Annotated in this window: 16 protein-coding genes; 7 read left to right on the top strand and 9 right to left on the bottom strand. The window is 68.8% G+C overall.

Annotated features, from left to right (window positions below; translation table 11 throughout):
* Window positions 1-13: 13 nt before the first annotated feature.
* Window positions 14-1,165, bottom strand: a complete 1,152-nt coding sequence (locus SNAS_RS28720) for an alkaline phosphatase PhoX (RefSeq protein WP_013021003.1) — start codon at window positions 1,163-1,165, stop codon at window positions 14-16.
* A gap of 215 nt (window positions 1,166-1,380) precedes the next feature.
* Between SNAS_RS28720 and SNAS_RS28715 the strand changes: the two genes are divergently transcribed.
* Window positions 1,381-2,568: a cytochrome P450 gene (locus SNAS_RS28715; protein WP_013021002.1), complete on the top strand. Its 1,188-nt coding sequence runs from the start codon at window positions 1,381-1,383 to the stop codon at window positions 2,566-2,568.
* A gap of 25 nt (window positions 2,569-2,593) precedes the next feature.
* On the opposite strand, the gene SNAS_RS28710 is transcribed toward SNAS_RS28715, so the two are convergent.
* Entirely contained in the window at window positions 2,594-3,007 is a 414-nt protein-coding gene (locus SNAS_RS28710; RefSeq protein WP_013021001.1) for a hypothetical protein, read from the bottom strand.
* 108 nt (window positions 3,008-3,115) lie between these two features.
* Window positions 3,116-3,691 (bottom strand): dihydrofolate reductase family protein, encoded by a 576-nt coding sequence (locus SNAS_RS28705; protein WP_013021000.1) that lies wholly within the window; start codon window positions 3,689-3,691, stop codon window positions 3,116-3,118.
* Window positions 3,692-3,798: 107 nt separating this feature from the next.
* Between SNAS_RS28705 and SNAS_RS28700 the strand changes: the two genes are divergently transcribed.
* From SNAS_RS28700 to SNAS_RS28690, 3 genes are all read left to right on the top strand, one after another.
* The gene (locus SNAS_RS28700) at window positions 3,799-4,365 is read left to right on the top strand and encodes a TetR/AcrR family transcriptional regulator (protein ID WP_013020999.1); all 567 of its coding nucleotides are present in this window, start codon (window positions 3,799-3,801) and stop codon (window positions 4,363-4,365) included.
* A gap of 101 nt (window positions 4,366-4,466) precedes the next feature.
* Window positions 4,467-6,809: an ATP-binding cassette domain-containing protein gene (locus SNAS_RS28695; RefSeq protein ID WP_013020998.1), complete on the top strand. Its 2,343-nt coding sequence runs from the start codon at window positions 4,467-4,469 to the stop codon at window positions 6,807-6,809.
* Between the two features lie 108 nt (window positions 6,810-6,917).
* Window positions 6,918-7,802, top strand: coding sequence for an oxidoreductase (locus SNAS_RS28690; protein ID WP_013020997.1), 885 nt, complete (start codon window positions 6,918-6,920; stop codon window positions 7,800-7,802).
* Window positions 7,803-7,861: 59 nt separating this feature from the next.
* Here SNAS_RS28690 and SNAS_RS28685 read toward each other — a convergent pair whose 3' ends face one another.
* The 3 genes from SNAS_RS28685 to SNAS_RS28675 form a co-directional block, all read right to left on the bottom strand.
* Window positions 7,862-8,233: a hypothetical protein gene (locus SNAS_RS28685; protein WP_013020996.1), complete on the bottom strand. Its 372-nt coding sequence runs from the start codon at window positions 8,231-8,233 to the stop codon at window positions 7,862-7,864.
* 134 nt (window positions 8,234-8,367) lie between these two features.
* Window positions 8,368-8,844: a GNAT family N-acetyltransferase gene (locus tag SNAS_RS28680; protein ID WP_013020995.1), complete on the bottom strand. Its 477-nt coding sequence runs from the start codon at window positions 8,842-8,844 to the stop codon at window positions 8,368-8,370.
* A 10-nt stretch (window positions 8,845-8,854) separates the two neighbouring features.
* Window positions 8,855-9,274, bottom strand: coding sequence for a MerR family transcriptional regulator (locus tag SNAS_RS28675; RefSeq protein ID WP_013020994.1), 420 nt, complete (start codon window positions 9,272-9,274; stop codon window positions 8,855-8,857).
* 27 nt (window positions 9,275-9,301) lie between these two features.
* On the opposite strand from SNAS_RS28675, the gene SNAS_RS28670 reads away from it, so the two are divergent.
* On the top strand, window positions 9,302-10,021 hold the full coding sequence (locus SNAS_RS28670; RefSeq protein ID WP_013020993.1) for a methyltransferase domain-containing protein: 720 nt from the start codon (window positions 9,302-9,304) through the stop codon (window positions 10,019-10,021).
* Here the strand turns inward: SNAS_RS28670 and SNAS_RS28665 are convergent.
* A complete protein-coding gene (locus tag SNAS_RS28665) occupies window positions 9,978-10,997 on the bottom strand; it encodes a helix-turn-helix transcriptional regulator (RefSeq protein WP_013020992.1) in 1,020 nt (339 codons plus the stop codon). The genes SNAS_RS28670 and SNAS_RS28665 overlap by 44 nt on opposite strands.
* 95 nt (window positions 10,998-11,092) lie before the next feature.
* Here SNAS_RS28665 and SNAS_RS28660 point away from each other — a divergent pair, with 95 nt between their 5' ends.
* Entirely contained in the window at window positions 11,093-12,292 is a 1,200-nt protein-coding gene (locus SNAS_RS28660) for an MFS transporter (RefSeq protein ID WP_013020991.1), read from the top strand.
* Window positions 12,289-13,035 carry an HAD family hydrolase gene (locus SNAS_RS28655; protein ID WP_013020990.1) on the top strand — a complete coding sequence of 249 codons (747 nt, stop codon included), beginning with the start codon at window positions 12,289-12,291 and terminating at the stop codon, window positions 13,033-13,035. Before SNAS_RS28660 ends, SNAS_RS28655 begins: the two co-directional genes overlap by 4 nt.
* Before the next feature lie 15 nt (window positions 13,036-13,050).
* Here the strand turns inward: SNAS_RS28655 and SNAS_RS28650 are convergent, their stop codons facing one another.
* Both SNAS_RS28650 and SNAS_RS28645 read right to left on the bottom strand, forming a co-directional pair.
* Window positions 13,051-13,647, bottom strand: coding sequence for a response regulator (locus SNAS_RS28650; RefSeq protein ID WP_052305334.1), 597 nt, complete (start codon window positions 13,645-13,647; stop codon window positions 13,051-13,053).
* Between the two features lie 52 nt (window positions 13,648-13,699).
* Window positions 13,700-14,947, bottom strand: coding sequence for a sensor histidine kinase (locus SNAS_RS28645; protein WP_013020988.1), 1,248 nt, complete (start codon window positions 14,945-14,947; stop codon window positions 13,700-13,702).
* Window positions 14,948-15,131 lie beyond the last annotated feature (184 nt).

The following is a 15,131-nucleotide window of genomic DNA, read 5'->3' as shown; positions in this document are numbered from 1 at the left end:
TCACAACACCCGATTAGGCGGAATCGCGGAAGGGACCGGTTACTTCATAAGTGATTCCGTCGGAGTCGGAACCGCCGCTGCCGCGTTGCGACGAGAAGTAGAACCGCTTCCCGTCGGGGGAGAACGCCGGTCCGCAGATCTCGGATTCGTCGTGCCCCTCGATGCGCAGGAACGGCGCGACGACCTCGTCGGGCGTGATGATGTTGATCTCCATGTCGCCGCCGTCCTCGGCGACGAACAGGTCGCCGGAGCGGGCGCCGGTGATGTTGTCCACGCCGTGCAGCGGGGCATCACCGTCCACTTCGTCGTCATCGTAGGCGACGGCGATGGTGTCGTCGGCGGCGTTGAAGGCCCACACGGTGTTGGAGCCCTTGGTGGTGAAGTAGCAGATGCCGTTGGTGTACCAGCAACCTTCGCCGCCGTCGAACTTCTTGGCCGACGACACCTGGAACCGGGTCTCCTCGTCCTCGGCCAGCGGGTCGGGGACCTCCTCCCAGGCCAGGGTTCCGTCGGACTCGGTCAGCACGTCGAGCCGTCCGGCCGACAGGTCCTCCCAGTTGTCGGGCGTGAACCGGTAGAAGCAGCCGTCGCTCTCGTCCTCGGTCAGGTAGACGACCTTGCGGTCGGGATCGCAGGCGGCGGCCTCGTGCTGGAACCGGCCCATCGCCGGGTGGACGACGGCCTCCTTCTCGCCGGTCGGGTCGGTCTCGTAGACCTCGCCGCGTTCGGTCTCCTCGCAGGAAAGCCAGGTGCCCCACGGGGTGGCACCCCCGGCGCAGTTGCGTTCGGTGCCGCCCAGGATCCGGTAGGCGGAGTGGATCTCGCCGTCCGCGGTGAAGCGGACGGCCGAGGCGCCACCCTCGTTGTTCTCGATCTCGCTGTTGGACACGTAGATCCAGCCGTCCTCGGTCTCGAAGCAGGCGCCGCCGTCGGGGGCGTCGTGCCACGTGTAACCGGCGACGTCTTTACTGGACTCGCCGATGGCACGGGAGGTGAAGCCCTCCGGCAGCCGGATGCCGTTGGCGTCGGCCTCGAGCAGGTCGCCGTAGGGGCTGGGTCCGGGTTGGGCGGGGTCGGCGAAGGCCTGGTGCCACAGGCTTCCGGCCAGGCCGGTCGCGCCGCCGACGGCGACGGTGGTGCCCAGCAAAACGGTGCGGCGTTTCACTTGTTGCTCCTCGGGGGTTGAGGGGTGGGGAGATAGTAAGAGTGTCTTACTAAATTGTGCGCCACCTAGTGTGGCACAAAGCACTTACCGAGCGGTAGTCCTGAAACGGCGGATGACCGACGATTGAAGGACGACAGCCCCAACTGCCCGGTGTGATGAAGGCGGGCCGGTTCCGGCCCGTATGCTTCCTGCGGCAGATAGATGAGGAAGTATCGATGTCCGACGAACCCTTCAACCTCGTGATGTTTCAGCGCGACGGTCTTGATCCCGTGCCTGAACTGGCGCGCCGCCGTGCCGAAAACCCGGTGAGCAGGGTGCAATACCCGATCGGCCCGCCGATTTGGCTGGTGACCGGCTACGAGGACACCCGTACCGTGCTCGGGTCGAACAAGTTCAGCAATGACTTCGCCAAGATGACGGCTGAAGACGACCTCGCCTTCCTCAAGGACGTCAACCCGGGTGGCCTGGGATTCAAGGATCCGCCCGACCACACCCGGCTGCGCAAGATGCTCACACCCGAGTTCACGATGCGGCGGCTGCGGCGGCTGATCCCGCGTATCGAGGAGATCGTCGCCGAACGCCTGGACGCGATGGAGGCCGCCGGGGACGGCGTCGACCTGGTCGACGCGTTCGCGGTGCCGATCCCCTCCCTGGTGATCAGCGAACTGCTCGGTGTCCCGTACCCGGACCGCGCCGACTTCCAGCGGCTGTCGGAGTCCCGTTTCGACTTCCTGGGCGACATCGAGGGCTGCCTGGCCGCCGTTCAGGACACTTTGGAGTACCTGTCCGGCCTGGTGGCGCAACAGCGCGCCGAACCGGGGGACAACCTGCTGGGCATGCTGGTGCGCGAACACGGCGACAACATCTCCGACGCCGAACTCACCGAGATCGCCGACGGCATCCTCATCGGCGGCCACGAGACCACCGCGAGCATGCTGGCACTGGGCGCCCTGCACCTGATGACCAAACCCGAGCACTTCGCGATGGTCCGCGACGACGACGACAAGGTCGTCCCGGTCGTCGACGAACTGCTGCGCTACCTGACCGTCGTGCAGGTGGCCTTCCCGCGGTTCGCGCTGGAGGACGTGAAACTGTCCAACGGCCAGGTCGTCCGGAAGGGCGAGGTCGTGCTGGCCTCGCTGTCGGGCGCCAACCGCGACTCCGCCTTCGGCGCGGACGCCGAGAAGGTCAACATCTTCCGCGACATGCCGCCGCACGTGGCCTTCGGCTACGGACTGCACCGCTGCGTCGGTGCCGAACTGGGCCGCATCGAACTCCAGATCGCCTACCCGGCGCTGCTGCGCCGGTTCCCGAACCTGCGGCTGGCGGTGCCGTTCGAGGAACTGAAGTTCCGCGAACTGTCCATCGTGTACGGAGTCGAGAAGCTGCCGGTGAACCTGTGACCGGCGGCCGCTGACGCGCGACGCGTCAGCCGTTCCCGGCCGCCACGGCCCGGCGGCGCAGCGTCCGCAGCCGGAACACCAGCCCGACCGCGACGATCGCCGAGACCAGCGCCAGGTTCCACCAGTCGGAGGGGTTGCCGCCGGAATCCATGTCCACGTAATGGTTGTAGGCGTGGAAGGTGTTGGTGAAGACGAAACCGCCCAGCACCACCGCGACCGCGTCCCGCCACCAGATCGCGGCGGCCATCATCAGGCCGATGCCCATCTGGAACACCCCGGCGTCGTGCAGGAAGTGCTCGTGCTCGGGCCAGTTGGTGAACTCGGCGAAACCCGCCGGGTCGATCCGGCACCACACCCCGGTCGTCAGGATCGACACCGAGCCCAGGACCAGTGTCGCGGTCACGACGGCGCCCAGGCGGTGGTTGGCGTTCATCCGCATCGCGGTCTCCTCATCGTCCGGCGGACGCTCGCCGTCCGCCCATGACCTGAGGACAACGCGGCCCTCCGATCCGTGACAACCGGGATCGGAGAGCCGCGTCACGTTCCATTACTTCTTCTTGTCGTAGTACAGGACGGCGTTGCCGCCGTCGAAGGTCTTGACCTCGGTCAGGTCGAACAGGGTCGGGTTGAAGGTCGAGCCGAAGCCGTCCCGCCCGGCCCCGGCCACCACCGGGTAGTACTTGATGACCAGCTTGTCGATCTCGCCGAGCAGCTGCCCGGCGAACTCGCCGCCACCGGCCAGGTAGATGTCCTTGTCGGAGTCCTCCCGCTTCAGCTCCCGGACCTTGGCGACCGGGTCGGTGGACACGATCTCGACGTCCGGGTGCTTGCTCTCCAGGGACCGCGAGAACACGTACTGACGCAGGTGCGCGTACGGGCTGGGGATCCCGTTCTTCCAGCCGGGGTCATAGGTCCGGCGGCCCATGACGATGGTGTCGAAATTCGGGTTGGGGGTGTCCGACAGGCCGAGCTGCGCGCGGAAATGGCTCGGCAACACGTCGGGGAACTCGGTGTTCATCCAGTTCATGTAGTCCTCCGAGGAGGGGTAGAACTCGACCTCGTCGTCGGGGCCGGCGATCTTGCCGTCGATCGACAGGGCGATGTAGTAGACCAGGTTTCGCATATGGGTGCCTCTCGTGCTTGAATATAACCACTTCGTTTGAAGTACTTCAAGTAAAGTACTTCATGCATAGTGGTTTGGCAAGTCCTAATTTGTGAGAGGTAGATCCCATGGTCAGTAATCCGCGACGCCGCACCGCCCTGCTCGACGCCGCCGTCGAGGTCCTCGCCGCGCAGGGCGCGCGCGGCCTCACCTTCCGCGCCGTCGACACCGAGGCGGGGGTGCCGGTGGGCACCGCGTCCAACTACTTCTCCGGACGCGACGAGCTGCTGCGGCAGGCGGCCGAGTACGTGTTCGTCCGGTTGAGCCCGCCCGCCGAGGAGTACCAGCCGCCGCCCGGTGAGGGGCTGGAGCTGCTGATCGCGCAGATGCGCGAGATCACCGAGCGGGCCCGCGTCGATCGGGCCGGGTACCTGGCGTTGTTCGAGTTGCGGTTGGAGGCGGCGCGGCGGCCCGACCTGCGCGACTTCTTCACCGAACGGTTCCGCGTCAACCTCGACAACATCATCGCCGGATACGAGACCTGGCAGCGTCGCGGCGACCGGGTGACGCCGGTGCTGCTCTATCTGGCGATGACCGGGTTGCTGCTGGAGGACCTGACGCTGCCCGGGGTGCTGGCCGGTGAGGGGGACGGTGATCTGGTGACCCGGCTGGTGGCCGCGATCGCGCCGGAGTGACGGTCGCGGCCACCGAAATTCGACTGGCCGATGTCGGGGGTGCGTGGCAAGATAGGCAGCTCCGGAAGAAGACCTAAAACTTGAGTATAGGGGTACATACAGTGCACTCGGGCAGTACGAGCATCGACATCACCGGCGCGCGCGAGAACAACCTCAAGAACATCGACATCACGATCCCCAAGCACCGCATCACCGTCTTCACCGGCGTCTCCGGCTCCGGGAAGTCCTCCATCGTCTTCGACACCGTCGCCGCCGAGGCCCAGCGCCAGATCAACGAGACCCACTCCGCCTTCGTCCGCGGCTTCCTGCCCAAGTACGGACAGCCCGACGCCGACGCGATCGAGAACCTGTCGGCGGCGATCATCATCGACCAGCAGCGGCTGGGCGGCAACTCGCGCTCGACGGTCGGCACCATCACCGACATCTACACCCTGCTGCGGCTGCTGTACTCCCGTGTCGGCAGCCCGAACATCGGCGGCGCCTACGTCTTCTCGTTCAACGACCCGGCGGGCATGTGCGAGCGGTGCCAGGGCCTCGGCCGGGTCGTCACCGTCGACATGGACGAGTTCGTCGACATGTCGAAGTCGCTGAACGAGGGCGCGCTGCTGCATCCGGACTTCAAGGTGGGCAAGTGGTTCTGGAACATGTACTCCGCCTCCGGCTTCTTCGACATGGACAAGCCACTCGCCGAATACGGCAAGGAGGAGCTGGACATCCTGTTCCACGGCACCGACGCGAAGATCCCGTTCGCGTGGGAGGGCGGCACGATCAACTCCAAGTACGAGGGCGCCGTCGAGAAGTTCACCCGGCTGATCATGAGCAAGAGCGCCGAGGAGATGTCGGACCGCAACCGGGCGATCTTCGAGCGCTTCACCACCACCGGGGTGTGCGACGCGTGCGAGGGCCTGCGGCTCAACGAGAAGGTCCGCTCCTGCAAGCTCGCCGGTCTCCACATCGCCGAGATGGCCAGCATGGAGATCACCGACCTGGTGCGGGTGCTGTCCGGAGTGGACGGCGGTAGTTCGCAGCGGGTCCTGGACAGCCTCCTGGAACGGCTCGACCACCTGATCACCATCGGCCTGGGTTACCTGAGCCTGCACCGCGCGACCGGTTCGCTGTCGGGCGGGGAGTCGCAGCGCATCAAGACCGTCCGCAACCTCAACTCCAGTCTCACCGAGATGATGTACATCTTCGACGAGCCCTCCATCGGCCTGCACGCCCGGGACGTGCACCGGATGAACGAACTGCTGGTCAAGTTGCGGGACAAGGGGAACACGGTCCTGGTCGTCGAACACGACCCGGACGTCATCGCGGTGGCCGACCACGTCATCGACGTCGGTCCCGGCGCGGGCACCCACGGCGGCACCATCGTCTACGAAGGACCGGTGGCCGGGCTGAAGGAGGCCGACACCCCCACCGGCGCCCAACTGCGCCGCCGCTCGGGGCTCAAGGACGAGACCCGGGCCGCCAACGGCAAGTACCCGGTCGCCGACGTCAACTCCCACAACGTCTCCGGCGTCAGCGTCGACTTCCCGGCCGGGGTCCTGACCGTCGTGACCGGGGTAGCCGGTTCCGGCAAGAGCACCCTGGTGACCGAGGGCCTGTTGACCCAGCACCCCGACGCGATCGTCATCGACCAGACCGCGGTGGCGGCCAACCGCCGCAGCAACACCGCCACCTACACCGGCCTGGCCGACGGCATCCGCAAGCTGTTCGCCAACGTCAACGGTGTCAAGCCCTCGCTGTTCAGCTTCAACTCCGACGGCGCCTGCCCCGACTGCCAGGGCCACGGCGTCATCTACACCGATCTGGCCTTCATGGACGGTGTCAAGACCCCGTGCGAGACCTGCGAGGGCAAACGCTTCAAGAGCGAGGTGCTGGCGCACACCGTGCGGGGCAAGAACATCAGCGACGTGCTGAACCTGACCGCCGAGGAGGCGGCCGAGTTCTTCACCGAGAAGAAACTGCGCACCGTGCTGCGGGCCCTCAACGACGTCGGCCTCGACTACCTGACCCTCGGGCAGCCGCTCAACACGCTGTCGGGCGGCGAGTGCCAGCGCATCAAGCTCGCCACCGAACTGAGCAGCATGTATTCGCAGGCTTCGCCTGCTCCGACAGGCTCAATCGGCTCGGGAGCCCGAGCAAGCTCGTTCTCCGCTCGCCTCAATCGCCTGTACGTGATGGACGAGCCCACCACGGGGCTGCACATGTCCGACATCGAGAAACTGCTGGGCCTGTTCGATCACCTGGTGGACAGCGGGAACACCGTCATCATCATCGAGCACAACATGGACGTCATCAAGCACGCCGACTGGATCATCGACCTGGGCCCCGACGGCGGCAGCTCCGGCGGCCGGGTCATGTTCGAGGGCACCCCGCGGCAACTGCTGGACACCCGCGGCTCCCACACCGGCGACTTCCTCCGCCGCGAACTGGCGGCTTGAGACCGGTAGACATTCGTATCCCCTTTTCTCAGATTAACCCGGCCGGGTTTTCGCCGAACCCGGCCGGGGCACCCGATCGCGACCCGGCCGTCTGATTGGGTGTGTCCCATGACAAACCAACGCGTCCCGGCCGCGACCGCCGGGGGATGGAAACTGGGCGGGGACATCGAGGTGCACCGGGTCGGCTTCGGGGCGATGCCGCTGACCGGCTGGCCCTCGGCGGACCGACGGCCCGAGCGCGACACCGCGCTGGCGGTGCTGCGCCGCGCCGTCGCACTCGGCGTCAACCACATCGACACCTGTCACTACTACTCGCGCGACGGCGTGGCCGCCAACGAACTGATCCGCTCCGCGCTGCACCCCTACCCGCAGGGACTGGCCATCGCCACCAAGGTGGGGCCGATCTTCGCCGCCGGGGAGGACCTGCCGCCGGGGAAGCGGCGCGGCATCACCCCCGAGAACCTGCGCCGCGCCGTGGAGACCAACCTGTCCGAACTGGGCGTCGACCGGCTGGACCTGGTGAACCTGCGCTGGGACGGCGCGGTGACCCCGGAGGAGGGGACCCTCGAGGAGTCGCTGGAAACCCTTACGGCCCTTCGCGACGAGGGACTGATCCGGCACCTGGGCATCTCCAACGTGAGCCTGGCCCAGTACGAGCTCGCCCGCAAGGTCACCGAGCTTGTGTGCGTCCAGAACCGCTACAGCCTCGGCTTCCGCAAACACGACGAACTCGTCGACGCCTGCGAGGCCGCCGGTATCGCGTTCGTTCCGTTCTTCCCGGTCAGCGGCTTCGACGAGGACACCACCGCGCGGGCCAAGGCCGTGGCCGACCGTGTCGGCGCCACCGTCCCGCAGGTGGCGCTGGCCTGGCTGCTGGCCCGGTCACCGTCCATACTGCTCATACCCGGAACCGGTTCCCCGACGCACCTGGAGGAGAACGTCGCCGCGGGCGCGCTGCGACTGACCTCGGCCGACCTGCGCGAACTGGCCTGAACGGAAACGGCCCGGCCACCGCGACAAGCGGTGGCCGGGCCGGGTTCGCTCAACCGGGATCAGCAGATCACCAGACGGTGGTTCGGCCAGTCCAGCAGGTCGGTCTTGACCCAGCCCTTCACGCCGGTGGAGACGTTGCGCAGGTAGGTCCAGTACGTGCCGCCGTAGTACGAGGAGCAGTGGATGTCGACGGTGTGGCTGGTGTAGCCGACGCCCAGCGCGACGCAGTTGGTGCTGCGGCCGCTGCGGATGTTGACGGTGGTGGTGAACGCCTTGTTGTAGGCGGTGGAGTCCTTGTCGGCTCCGGTGGCGGTGCAGCCGAGCGCGCCGACCTCGCCGGCGGCCGCGGCGGTGCTGGTGGCGGCCACGCCGGAGAAGGCGAGCACGACGATGGCGGCCGCGGTGGTCAGGGCACGGGTGAATCGCTTCAAGGGGGATCTCCTATGTCATCAAGGGGGCGGTCCGCGCGACGGGATCGGGGCTCACGCGGACGAGTGAGACTCTATATCCACAGTCGAATGGAAGCGCTCCCAGCCCTGGGGGGCAAGGGTTATCCCGTCACGGATCACATCCGCAGCGTGAAGTACCGGACGGACTTGTCGCGGGTGCCCAGCTTGGCCTGCCCGACGGCCTCGAAACCCATGGCCGCGTGGAAGGCGTCCGAGGCGGGGTTGGGCGGGTCGAGGTTGACCTCGGCGCACAGCAGCGTGTGGCCCTCGGCCCGGGCCGCCTCGATGACGTCCTCATAGAACCGTCGCGCCAGGCCAAGGCCGCGCGACTTGGGGTCCACCACGATCCGGTCGACGTAGGCGAAGCGCTCGTACCGGGCCCGGAACCAGTTCAGGTTCTCCGAGTCGCGGTCGGTGTCCTGGTCGAAGGCGATGCACATGCCCGCCGCCTCGTCGACGGCGCGCACCCGCCACGCCACCGACACCAGCTCGCCGAAACTCTCGTCGGTCTCGGGGGCGAGCTCGACGGCGTGGGCGTTGTTGAGGGCGAGCAGGCCGGGCAGGTCGTCCAGGGTCGGGAGGCGCAGCTTCATGCTGGCCACTCTAGGACCCCGGCACGGTGAGATCGACGAGCTCGGCGACACTGTGACGGAACTTGGTGCACTCCAACAGGTCCTCGTGCGGGCAGCCCAGTCCGTGGTCGATGAGCTCCAGTGCGGCCTGCGCCTCGGCGATGCGTTTGAGCAGCGCGGTCCGCTGCTGCCGCAGGATCTGTTTGCGGGCCGCGCCGCCGCGCGCCTGGTGCAGTTCGGCGATGTCCTCCAGGCTGAGGCCCGCCTGCTTGCCCCGCACCACCAGCGCGATCCGGTACAGATCCTCCTCGCCGTAGCGGCGCCGGTCTCCGTTTCGCCTGGGCGACAACAACCCCATGGACTCCCAGTGCCGCAGCACGTGCGTCGCCAGGCCGAACCGCGCGGCGGCCTCGCCTATGGTGAGCGTCACATTCAGCTCGGTTGACTTCATGCCGACATTAACTCATAACGTGTCGGCATGACTGACATGACGGTTCTGCTGAAACGCCTCGACGCCCTCGACGACCTTCCCGACGCGGTGGCGCTGCGCGAACGCGGCTATGACCTGCTGCGGCCCGCCGACGGCCAGGTGATCGTGGACGTCGGCTGCGGCAGTGGCCGGGCGGTGTCCGAACTGGCGCGACGCGGGGTGCGCGCCCACGGCGTCGACCCCAGCGAGGTGATGATCGACGCGGCCCGGCAACGCTGGTCCGAGCTGGACTTCCACCTCGCCCCGGCGGAGCGGCTGCCGTTCGGCGACGGCGAGGTCGACGGCTTCCGGGCCGACAAGGTGCTGCACGCCCTCGAGGATCCGGGCGCCGCGATCGCCGAGGCGCTGCGGGTGCTGAAGCCCGGGGGCCGGGCGGTGCTGGTCGGCCAGGACTGGGACCACTTCGTCGTCGACGCCGACGACCACGACCTGACCCGGCGCATCGTGCGCACCCGCGCCGCCGGGATGCCGTCGCCGAACATCGCCCGGGGCTACGGGAATCTGCTGCGGGACAACGGTTTCACCGACGTCACCATGGAGATGTACTCCTTCCGGCCACCCGCCGAGGCGTTCTTGGGGACCATCGCCGAGACCGCCGAGGACATCCCCGGCGGCAAGGACTGGCTCGCCGAACAGCACCGGCGCGCCGCCGAGGGCCGCACCTTCATCGCGGTGCCGATTTTCCTGGCGGCGGGCACCCGGCCGTAGTCGCGTCGGCGTGGCGGGCGGCCAGCGCCGCGGTGGCCGCCGCGACGCGCTGCCGCAGCGCCGCGGGTTCCAGCACCTCGAACTCGGCGCCCAGCGGCAGCAGTTCTCGCACGGCGTGTTCGGGGTTCTCGATCGGGATGCGCGCCGTCACCCAGCCCTCGGCGTCGGGGGCGCCGCCGGTGTCGGCCACGGCGCGGACCGCGTCGGGTGGCCACAGGTCCGGCAGCAGTGCCACGGCGGCGGGCGACAGTCGCACCACCGCTTCCTGGGCGCGCAACCGCACCGACAGTTCGGCGAGGTATCGCGTCCAATGCGCGGTGAGGTCGAAGTCGGCGGGACGGGTGAACTCCTCGTCCATAGTGTCCAGTTCGAGGATCCGGGAGATCCGGAAGGTGCGCAGCGAACCCTCAACGCGGGCCACGACGTACCAGCGACCGGCCTTGAGCACCACGCCGAACGGTTCGATGACCCGCTCGACCTCCTGGGGCGCCTCCCAGCGGCGATACCGGATGCGCAGCCGGTGCTGGCTCCAGGTGGCGTCGGTGACGGCGCCGAGGAACCGGGTCTGGTCGGGTTCTGCGTACCAGTTGGGCGCGTCGAAGTAGAACCGCTCGGAGAATCCGGTGGCCCGGTCGCGGGCCTGCTGCGGCAGCGCGGCCAGCAGTTTCAGCTGGGCGCCCGACAGCGTGCCGACCAGACCGAGTCCGGCGGCGGCGTACGGGATCCCCGCCACGAACAGTGACTCGGCCTCGGCGGCGGTCAGGCCGGTCAGCCGGGTGCGGTAGCCGTCCAGTAGTTGGTACCCGCCCTCGGGGCCGGTGATGGCGCGGATCGGCACCCCGGACACCAGCAGGGCGCCGATGTCGCGGTAGACGGTGCGCTCGGAGACCTCCAGTTCGGCGGCCAGCTGCGCGGCGGTGAGTCGGCCCCGGTTCTGCAACAGCAGCAGGACCGACACCAGTCGGGAGGCTCGCATGCCGGAAAAACTATCCGGTCTCCCTGACAACAGATGGCAGGAATACCGGCCAATCTTGCGGACGACCCGCTCGCCCACCTCCGCGAAGGCCCGCCATGACCCTCACCGCCCACCCGCCCGACACCGCCACGACCGACGTCCGCGCCGAGCGGCTGATCCTGCCCGCCGCGCTCATCACCTGTCTGGGCAACAACATCCAGCTCACCGCCGGGGCGCTGCTGGTGCTGGCGACCGAGCGTTCGGCCATGGCGATCGCGTGGGTGTTCATCGCCACCGCCGTCCCGCAGGCGCTGCTGTCGGTGCCGTTCGGGCGGCTGGCCGACCGGCTGGACCGGCGGCGGCTGTGCCTGGCCTGCGACGTGCTCAGCGGAGTGCTGGCGGTGGCGCTGCCGATCGCGCTGGCGGCGGGGGTGCCGGGGCCGACGGCGGTGTACACGGTGACCTTCGGGCTGGCGGTGCTGTCGACGTTGTTCCTGGCGGCGAGCAACGCGCTGGTCAAGGAGCGGGTCGCCGAAGTACGGCTGGGCCGGTTCAGCGCGAACTTCGACATGGCCACCTCGGCGGGGAGCCTGCTGTCCACCGCCGCCGGTGGCGTCGCGGTGCAGCTGTTCGGGCCGGAGCCGCTGTTCGTGTTCAACGGCCTCAGCTTCTGGGCCTCGGCGGTGTGCTGGCTGGCGCTGGGCAACCGGACCGCCGCGCCCGAGACGACGCCGGAACCGGCGACCACGGCCACCGTCGCACCCGTGAAGCCGCCGCTCAAGCGGCTGGCCACGCTGTACGCGCTGACCAACGTGATCATCACGGTGTCCAATGTGCTCATCGTGGTGATGGTGGTCCAGATGTTCCACCACGGGCCCGGCACTCTCGGGCTGGTGGACGGGCTGGCGGGCTGCGGCATGCTCCTGGCCGGTTTCGTCTACAAGCGAGTAAGGCGACGGCACGAGGACCTGCGCATCGCGCTGGCGGGCTTCCTCGGCCTCGTGGTGGTCGTCGTCCTGCAACCCAGCATCGGACCGGCCGGGATGCTGCTGTTCCTGCCCGGCGGGCTGGTGTTCGGGCTGTCGCGGATCGCCTCGCGGACGCTGCTGCTGTCGGCCATCGACGAACGCCGCGCGGGCCGGGTGTTCGGCTCCGCCAATGCCGTGGCACTGCTGGCCTCGGTGGCGGCGACACTGGCGGTGTCCTACGCGTCCGACACCTGGCACCCCTGGTACGGCTTCGGGCTGCTGGGCCTGATCGTGGTGCTGGTCGCGCCGGTCGTGATCGGGACCCTGCTGCGGCGGGCGCGTGGGTGACCTCACGCCGGTTACGGCGGACACGGGGCGGCCGGTTCGGGGACGATGGACGCGTCCCGATCCTCGACACCGGAAGCGAGCACACCGTGGTCCCCACCCCGAAACTGGTCATCTTCGACAACGACGGGGTCCTGGTCGACTCCGAGCGGCTGTCCAACATGGTCTTCGCCGAGTGGATCACCGAGAACGGGCTGCCCACCAGTTACGAGGAGTCGGTGGAGTACTACATGGGCAAACGCACCACCGACTGCGCCGCCGAGATCGAGCGGCGGCTGGGCCGGGAACTGCCCGCCGACTTCGTCGCGGTCTACGAGAGCCGCTGCAACGATCTGCTCAGCCGTGAACTGACCACCGTCGACGGCGTTGAGGAACTGCTGGACCGCCTGGACGGGAACGCGACCCCGTACTGCATCGCCTCCTCCGGCACCCCCGACGAGATCGCGCTGCGGCTCGCCACCACCGGCCTGGACGCCCGCTTCGACGGCAACATCTACTCCGGAACCCAGGTGCCGAACGGCAAACCGGCCCCGGACCTGTTCCTGCACGCCGCCGCCCGGATGGGCGTCGACCCGTCCGACTGCGTGGTCATCGAGGACTCCCCGGCCGGGATCACCGGCGCCAAGGCCGCCGGGATCCGGGTGATCGGCCATGCCGCGCTGCTGCCGCCGCACCGGCTGCGGGAGGCCGGGGCCGACGAGGTGGTCGCCGGGATGCGCGAGGTGGGCCCGCTGCTGGGCCTGTGACGATCCACGAAACCTTCACCGCTGATCGCGGTGCTTGGCCAGGAACAGCGCCAGCTGGGTGCGGTCGCGCATGCCGAGTTTGCGCAGCAACGCGGTGACGTGGTTCTTGACCGTCCCCTCGGTGATGAACAGCCGCCGGGCGATCTCCCGGTTGTGCGCGCCCTGCGCGATCAGGTCGCCGACCTCGCGCTCCCGGGCCGACAATGCCTCCAGGCCGGTGCCGTGCGGGTCGGTCCGCAGCCGGGCCACCACCCGTTCGGCGGCGGGCGAACCCAGGACGGTCTCGCCGGCCGCGGCCCGGCGCAGCGTGGTGACCAGCTCGTCCGGTGGCGTGTCCTTGAGCAGGAAACCCCTGGCCCCGGCGGCCAGACCGCCGAAGATGTACTCGTCATCGTCGAAAGTGGTCAGTATGACGCAGGCGACCGACGGGTGCTCGGCCGCGAGCCGGCGGATCAGCGCGACGCCGTCCATGCCGGGCATCTTCGCGTCGACGAGCGCGACGTCCACGGTCGTGGTCGCCAACAGCGCCAAGGCTTCCTGGCCGCTGGCGGCGGCACCGGACACCGTGACGCCCGGTTCGATCTCCAGCAGTTTGCGCAGGCCCTGCCGCATCAGGGTCTGGTCGTCCACGATCAGTACCCGCACCGGTGTGTCGTCCACGGGCTCAGCTCGCCATCGCCGGACGGGGTGCCGTGGGCGCCTCGATGGTCAGGGTGAACCCGCCGGTGTCGGGGCGGGAGGTGGCCACGGTGCCACCGGCGGCCTCGGCGCGCTGCCGCAGCCCAGCCAACCCGAAACCGTCGGCCCGGTCGGGATCGGCGCCCCGGCCGTCGTCGGTGATCGACAGCCGGACGCTTCGCTCGTCGCCGGACAGCCGCACCGTCACCCGGGTGGCACCCGAGTGCCGGGCCACATTGGCCAGCCCCTCCTGTAGCGACCGGTACAGCAGCAGTTCCACGTTCTCGTCGAGCTCCGGCAGCCCGTCCCCGGCCTGGAAGTCCACCTCGAAACCCGAGAACGACTCCGCCAGCGCCGCCATCGCCGCCGGTCCGGCCCGGTCCTCCAAGGCCAAGGGCCGCAACGCCTTCACCCAGCGGCGGGTCTCCTCCAGCGCCTCGGTGGTCAGTTGCCGCGCCTGCGCGACCTCGGCCCAGGCGTCGCCGACGCCAGCCTCCCGGTACCGCTGCGCGTTGCGCAGCCCCAGGCTGATGACCGTCAGATAGTGCCCCACCGAATCGTGCATCTCGCGCGACATCCGGGCCCGCTCCTCGCTGACCGTCAGCTCCTTGACCCGGGCCGCGTAGCGCCGCAGTTCCTCGTGGGCCTCGGTCCGCTCCGCCAGCAGCCGCCGCGTCTGTTCCGCCTGCCGCTGTTCGGATTGCAGCACCTTCGCCATCGCGATGGCCCACAGCGCGAACACCACCGAGATCGCCGTCTCGATGACCGCGATCGCGACGCTGCCGCGGTACCACCACGAGATCCCGAACGACGTCACCGCCAGCGCGACGACGTAGCCCAACGCGAACCGCAGCCCGAACGCGAACACGATGTGGACGGTCACCATCGCCTCCAGCACGATCGCCGCCCAGCCGCCCACCGACAGCAGCAGCGTCACGGCCGCGACGAACACGACGCTGGCCAGCTTCGTGAACCGGCCGCCGTCCCGCGACCAGCGCAGCAGCGGCCACACCACGGCGGCCACCACCGTCGCCGCCAGGAAACCCCAGGCGTTCAACGGTTCCGAACCGCCCGAAGCCGGGATGTCCAGGCGCAGGAACCCCAGGTCCAGGGCGCTGGACGTCAGCAGCAGCGCCACCGCGAAGTAGAACAGGCCGCTCAGGAACAACGGCGCCCGTCCATTGTTGACACGGACCCAGCGTCGGCCGCCGACCCCGTCACGATCGGTGTTCATGACCCCAAGCTAGCAACGATTCCGGTGCGGGGCACGGCCGTGACGGGCGGAGCGCCTGGTAGCGGCGGGTGCGACCGTGCCAAGACATGACCGTGGTCATGGTGCGGCCATGACCGCGCCCGGTGCGGACGTGACCGGCCGAAACGGTTCGAGGGATCGGCGAAGCCGCGCGGGCTTCGTAGCG

Origin of the sequence: Stackebrandtia nassauensis DSM 44728, assembly GCF_000024545.1 — a bacterium.
GTDB classification, from domain to species: domain Bacteria; phylum Actinomycetota; class Actinomycetes; order Mycobacteriales; family Micromonosporaceae; genus Stackebrandtia; species Stackebrandtia nassauensis.
The sequence above is the reverse complement of the archived record's forward strand: the minus strand, read 5'-3'. Positions and strand labels throughout refer to the sequence as shown.

Bases quoted from the DNA above. Each gene is read 5' to 3' on its own strand.
- SNAS_RS28665 (WP_013020992.1), bottom strand. From the start codon at position 10,997: ATGCGAGCCTCCCGACTGGTGTCGGTCCTGCTGCTGTTGCAGAACCGG.
- SNAS_RS28670 (WP_013020993.1), top strand. From the start codon at position 9,302: ATGACTGACATGACGGTTCTGCTGAAACGCCTCGACGCCCTCGACGAC.
- SNAS_RS28660 (WP_013020991.1), top strand. From the start codon at position 11,093: ATGACCCTCACCGCCCACCCGCCCGACACCGCCACGACCGACGTCCGC.
- SNAS_RS28715 (WP_013021002.1), top strand. From the start codon at position 1,381: ATGTCCGACGAACCCTTCAACCTCGTGATGTTTCAGCGCGACGGTCTT.
- SNAS_RS28705 (WP_013021000.1), bottom strand. From the start codon at position 3,691: ATGCGAAACCTGGTCTACTACATCGCCCTGTCGATCGACGGCAAGATC.
- SNAS_RS28675 (WP_013020994.1), bottom strand. From the start codon at position 9,274: ATGAAGTCAACCGAGCTGAATGTGACGCTCACCATAGGCGAGGCCGCC.
- SNAS_RS28710 (WP_013021001.1), bottom strand. From the start codon at position 3,007: ATGCGGATGAACGCCAACCACCGCCTGGGCGCCGTCGTGACCGCGACA.
- SNAS_RS28690 (WP_013020997.1), top strand. From the start codon at position 6,918: ATGACAAACCAACGCGTCCCGGCCGCGACCGCCGGGGGATGGAAACTG.
- SNAS_RS28680 (WP_013020995.1), bottom strand. From the start codon at position 8,844: ATGAAGCTGCGCCTCCCGACCCTGGACGACCTGCCCGGCCTGCTCGCC.
- SNAS_RS28650 (WP_052305334.1), bottom strand. From the start codon at position 13,647: ATGCGGCAGGGCCTGCGCAAACTGCTGGAGATCGAACCGGGCGTCACG.
- SNAS_RS28700 (WP_013020999.1), top strand. From the start codon at position 3,799: ATGGTCAGTAATCCGCGACGCCGCACCGCCCTGCTCGACGCCGCCGTC.
- SNAS_RS28645 (WP_013020988.1), bottom strand. From the start codon at position 14,947: ATGAACACCGATCGTGACGGGGTCGGCGGCCGACGCTGGGTCCGTGTC.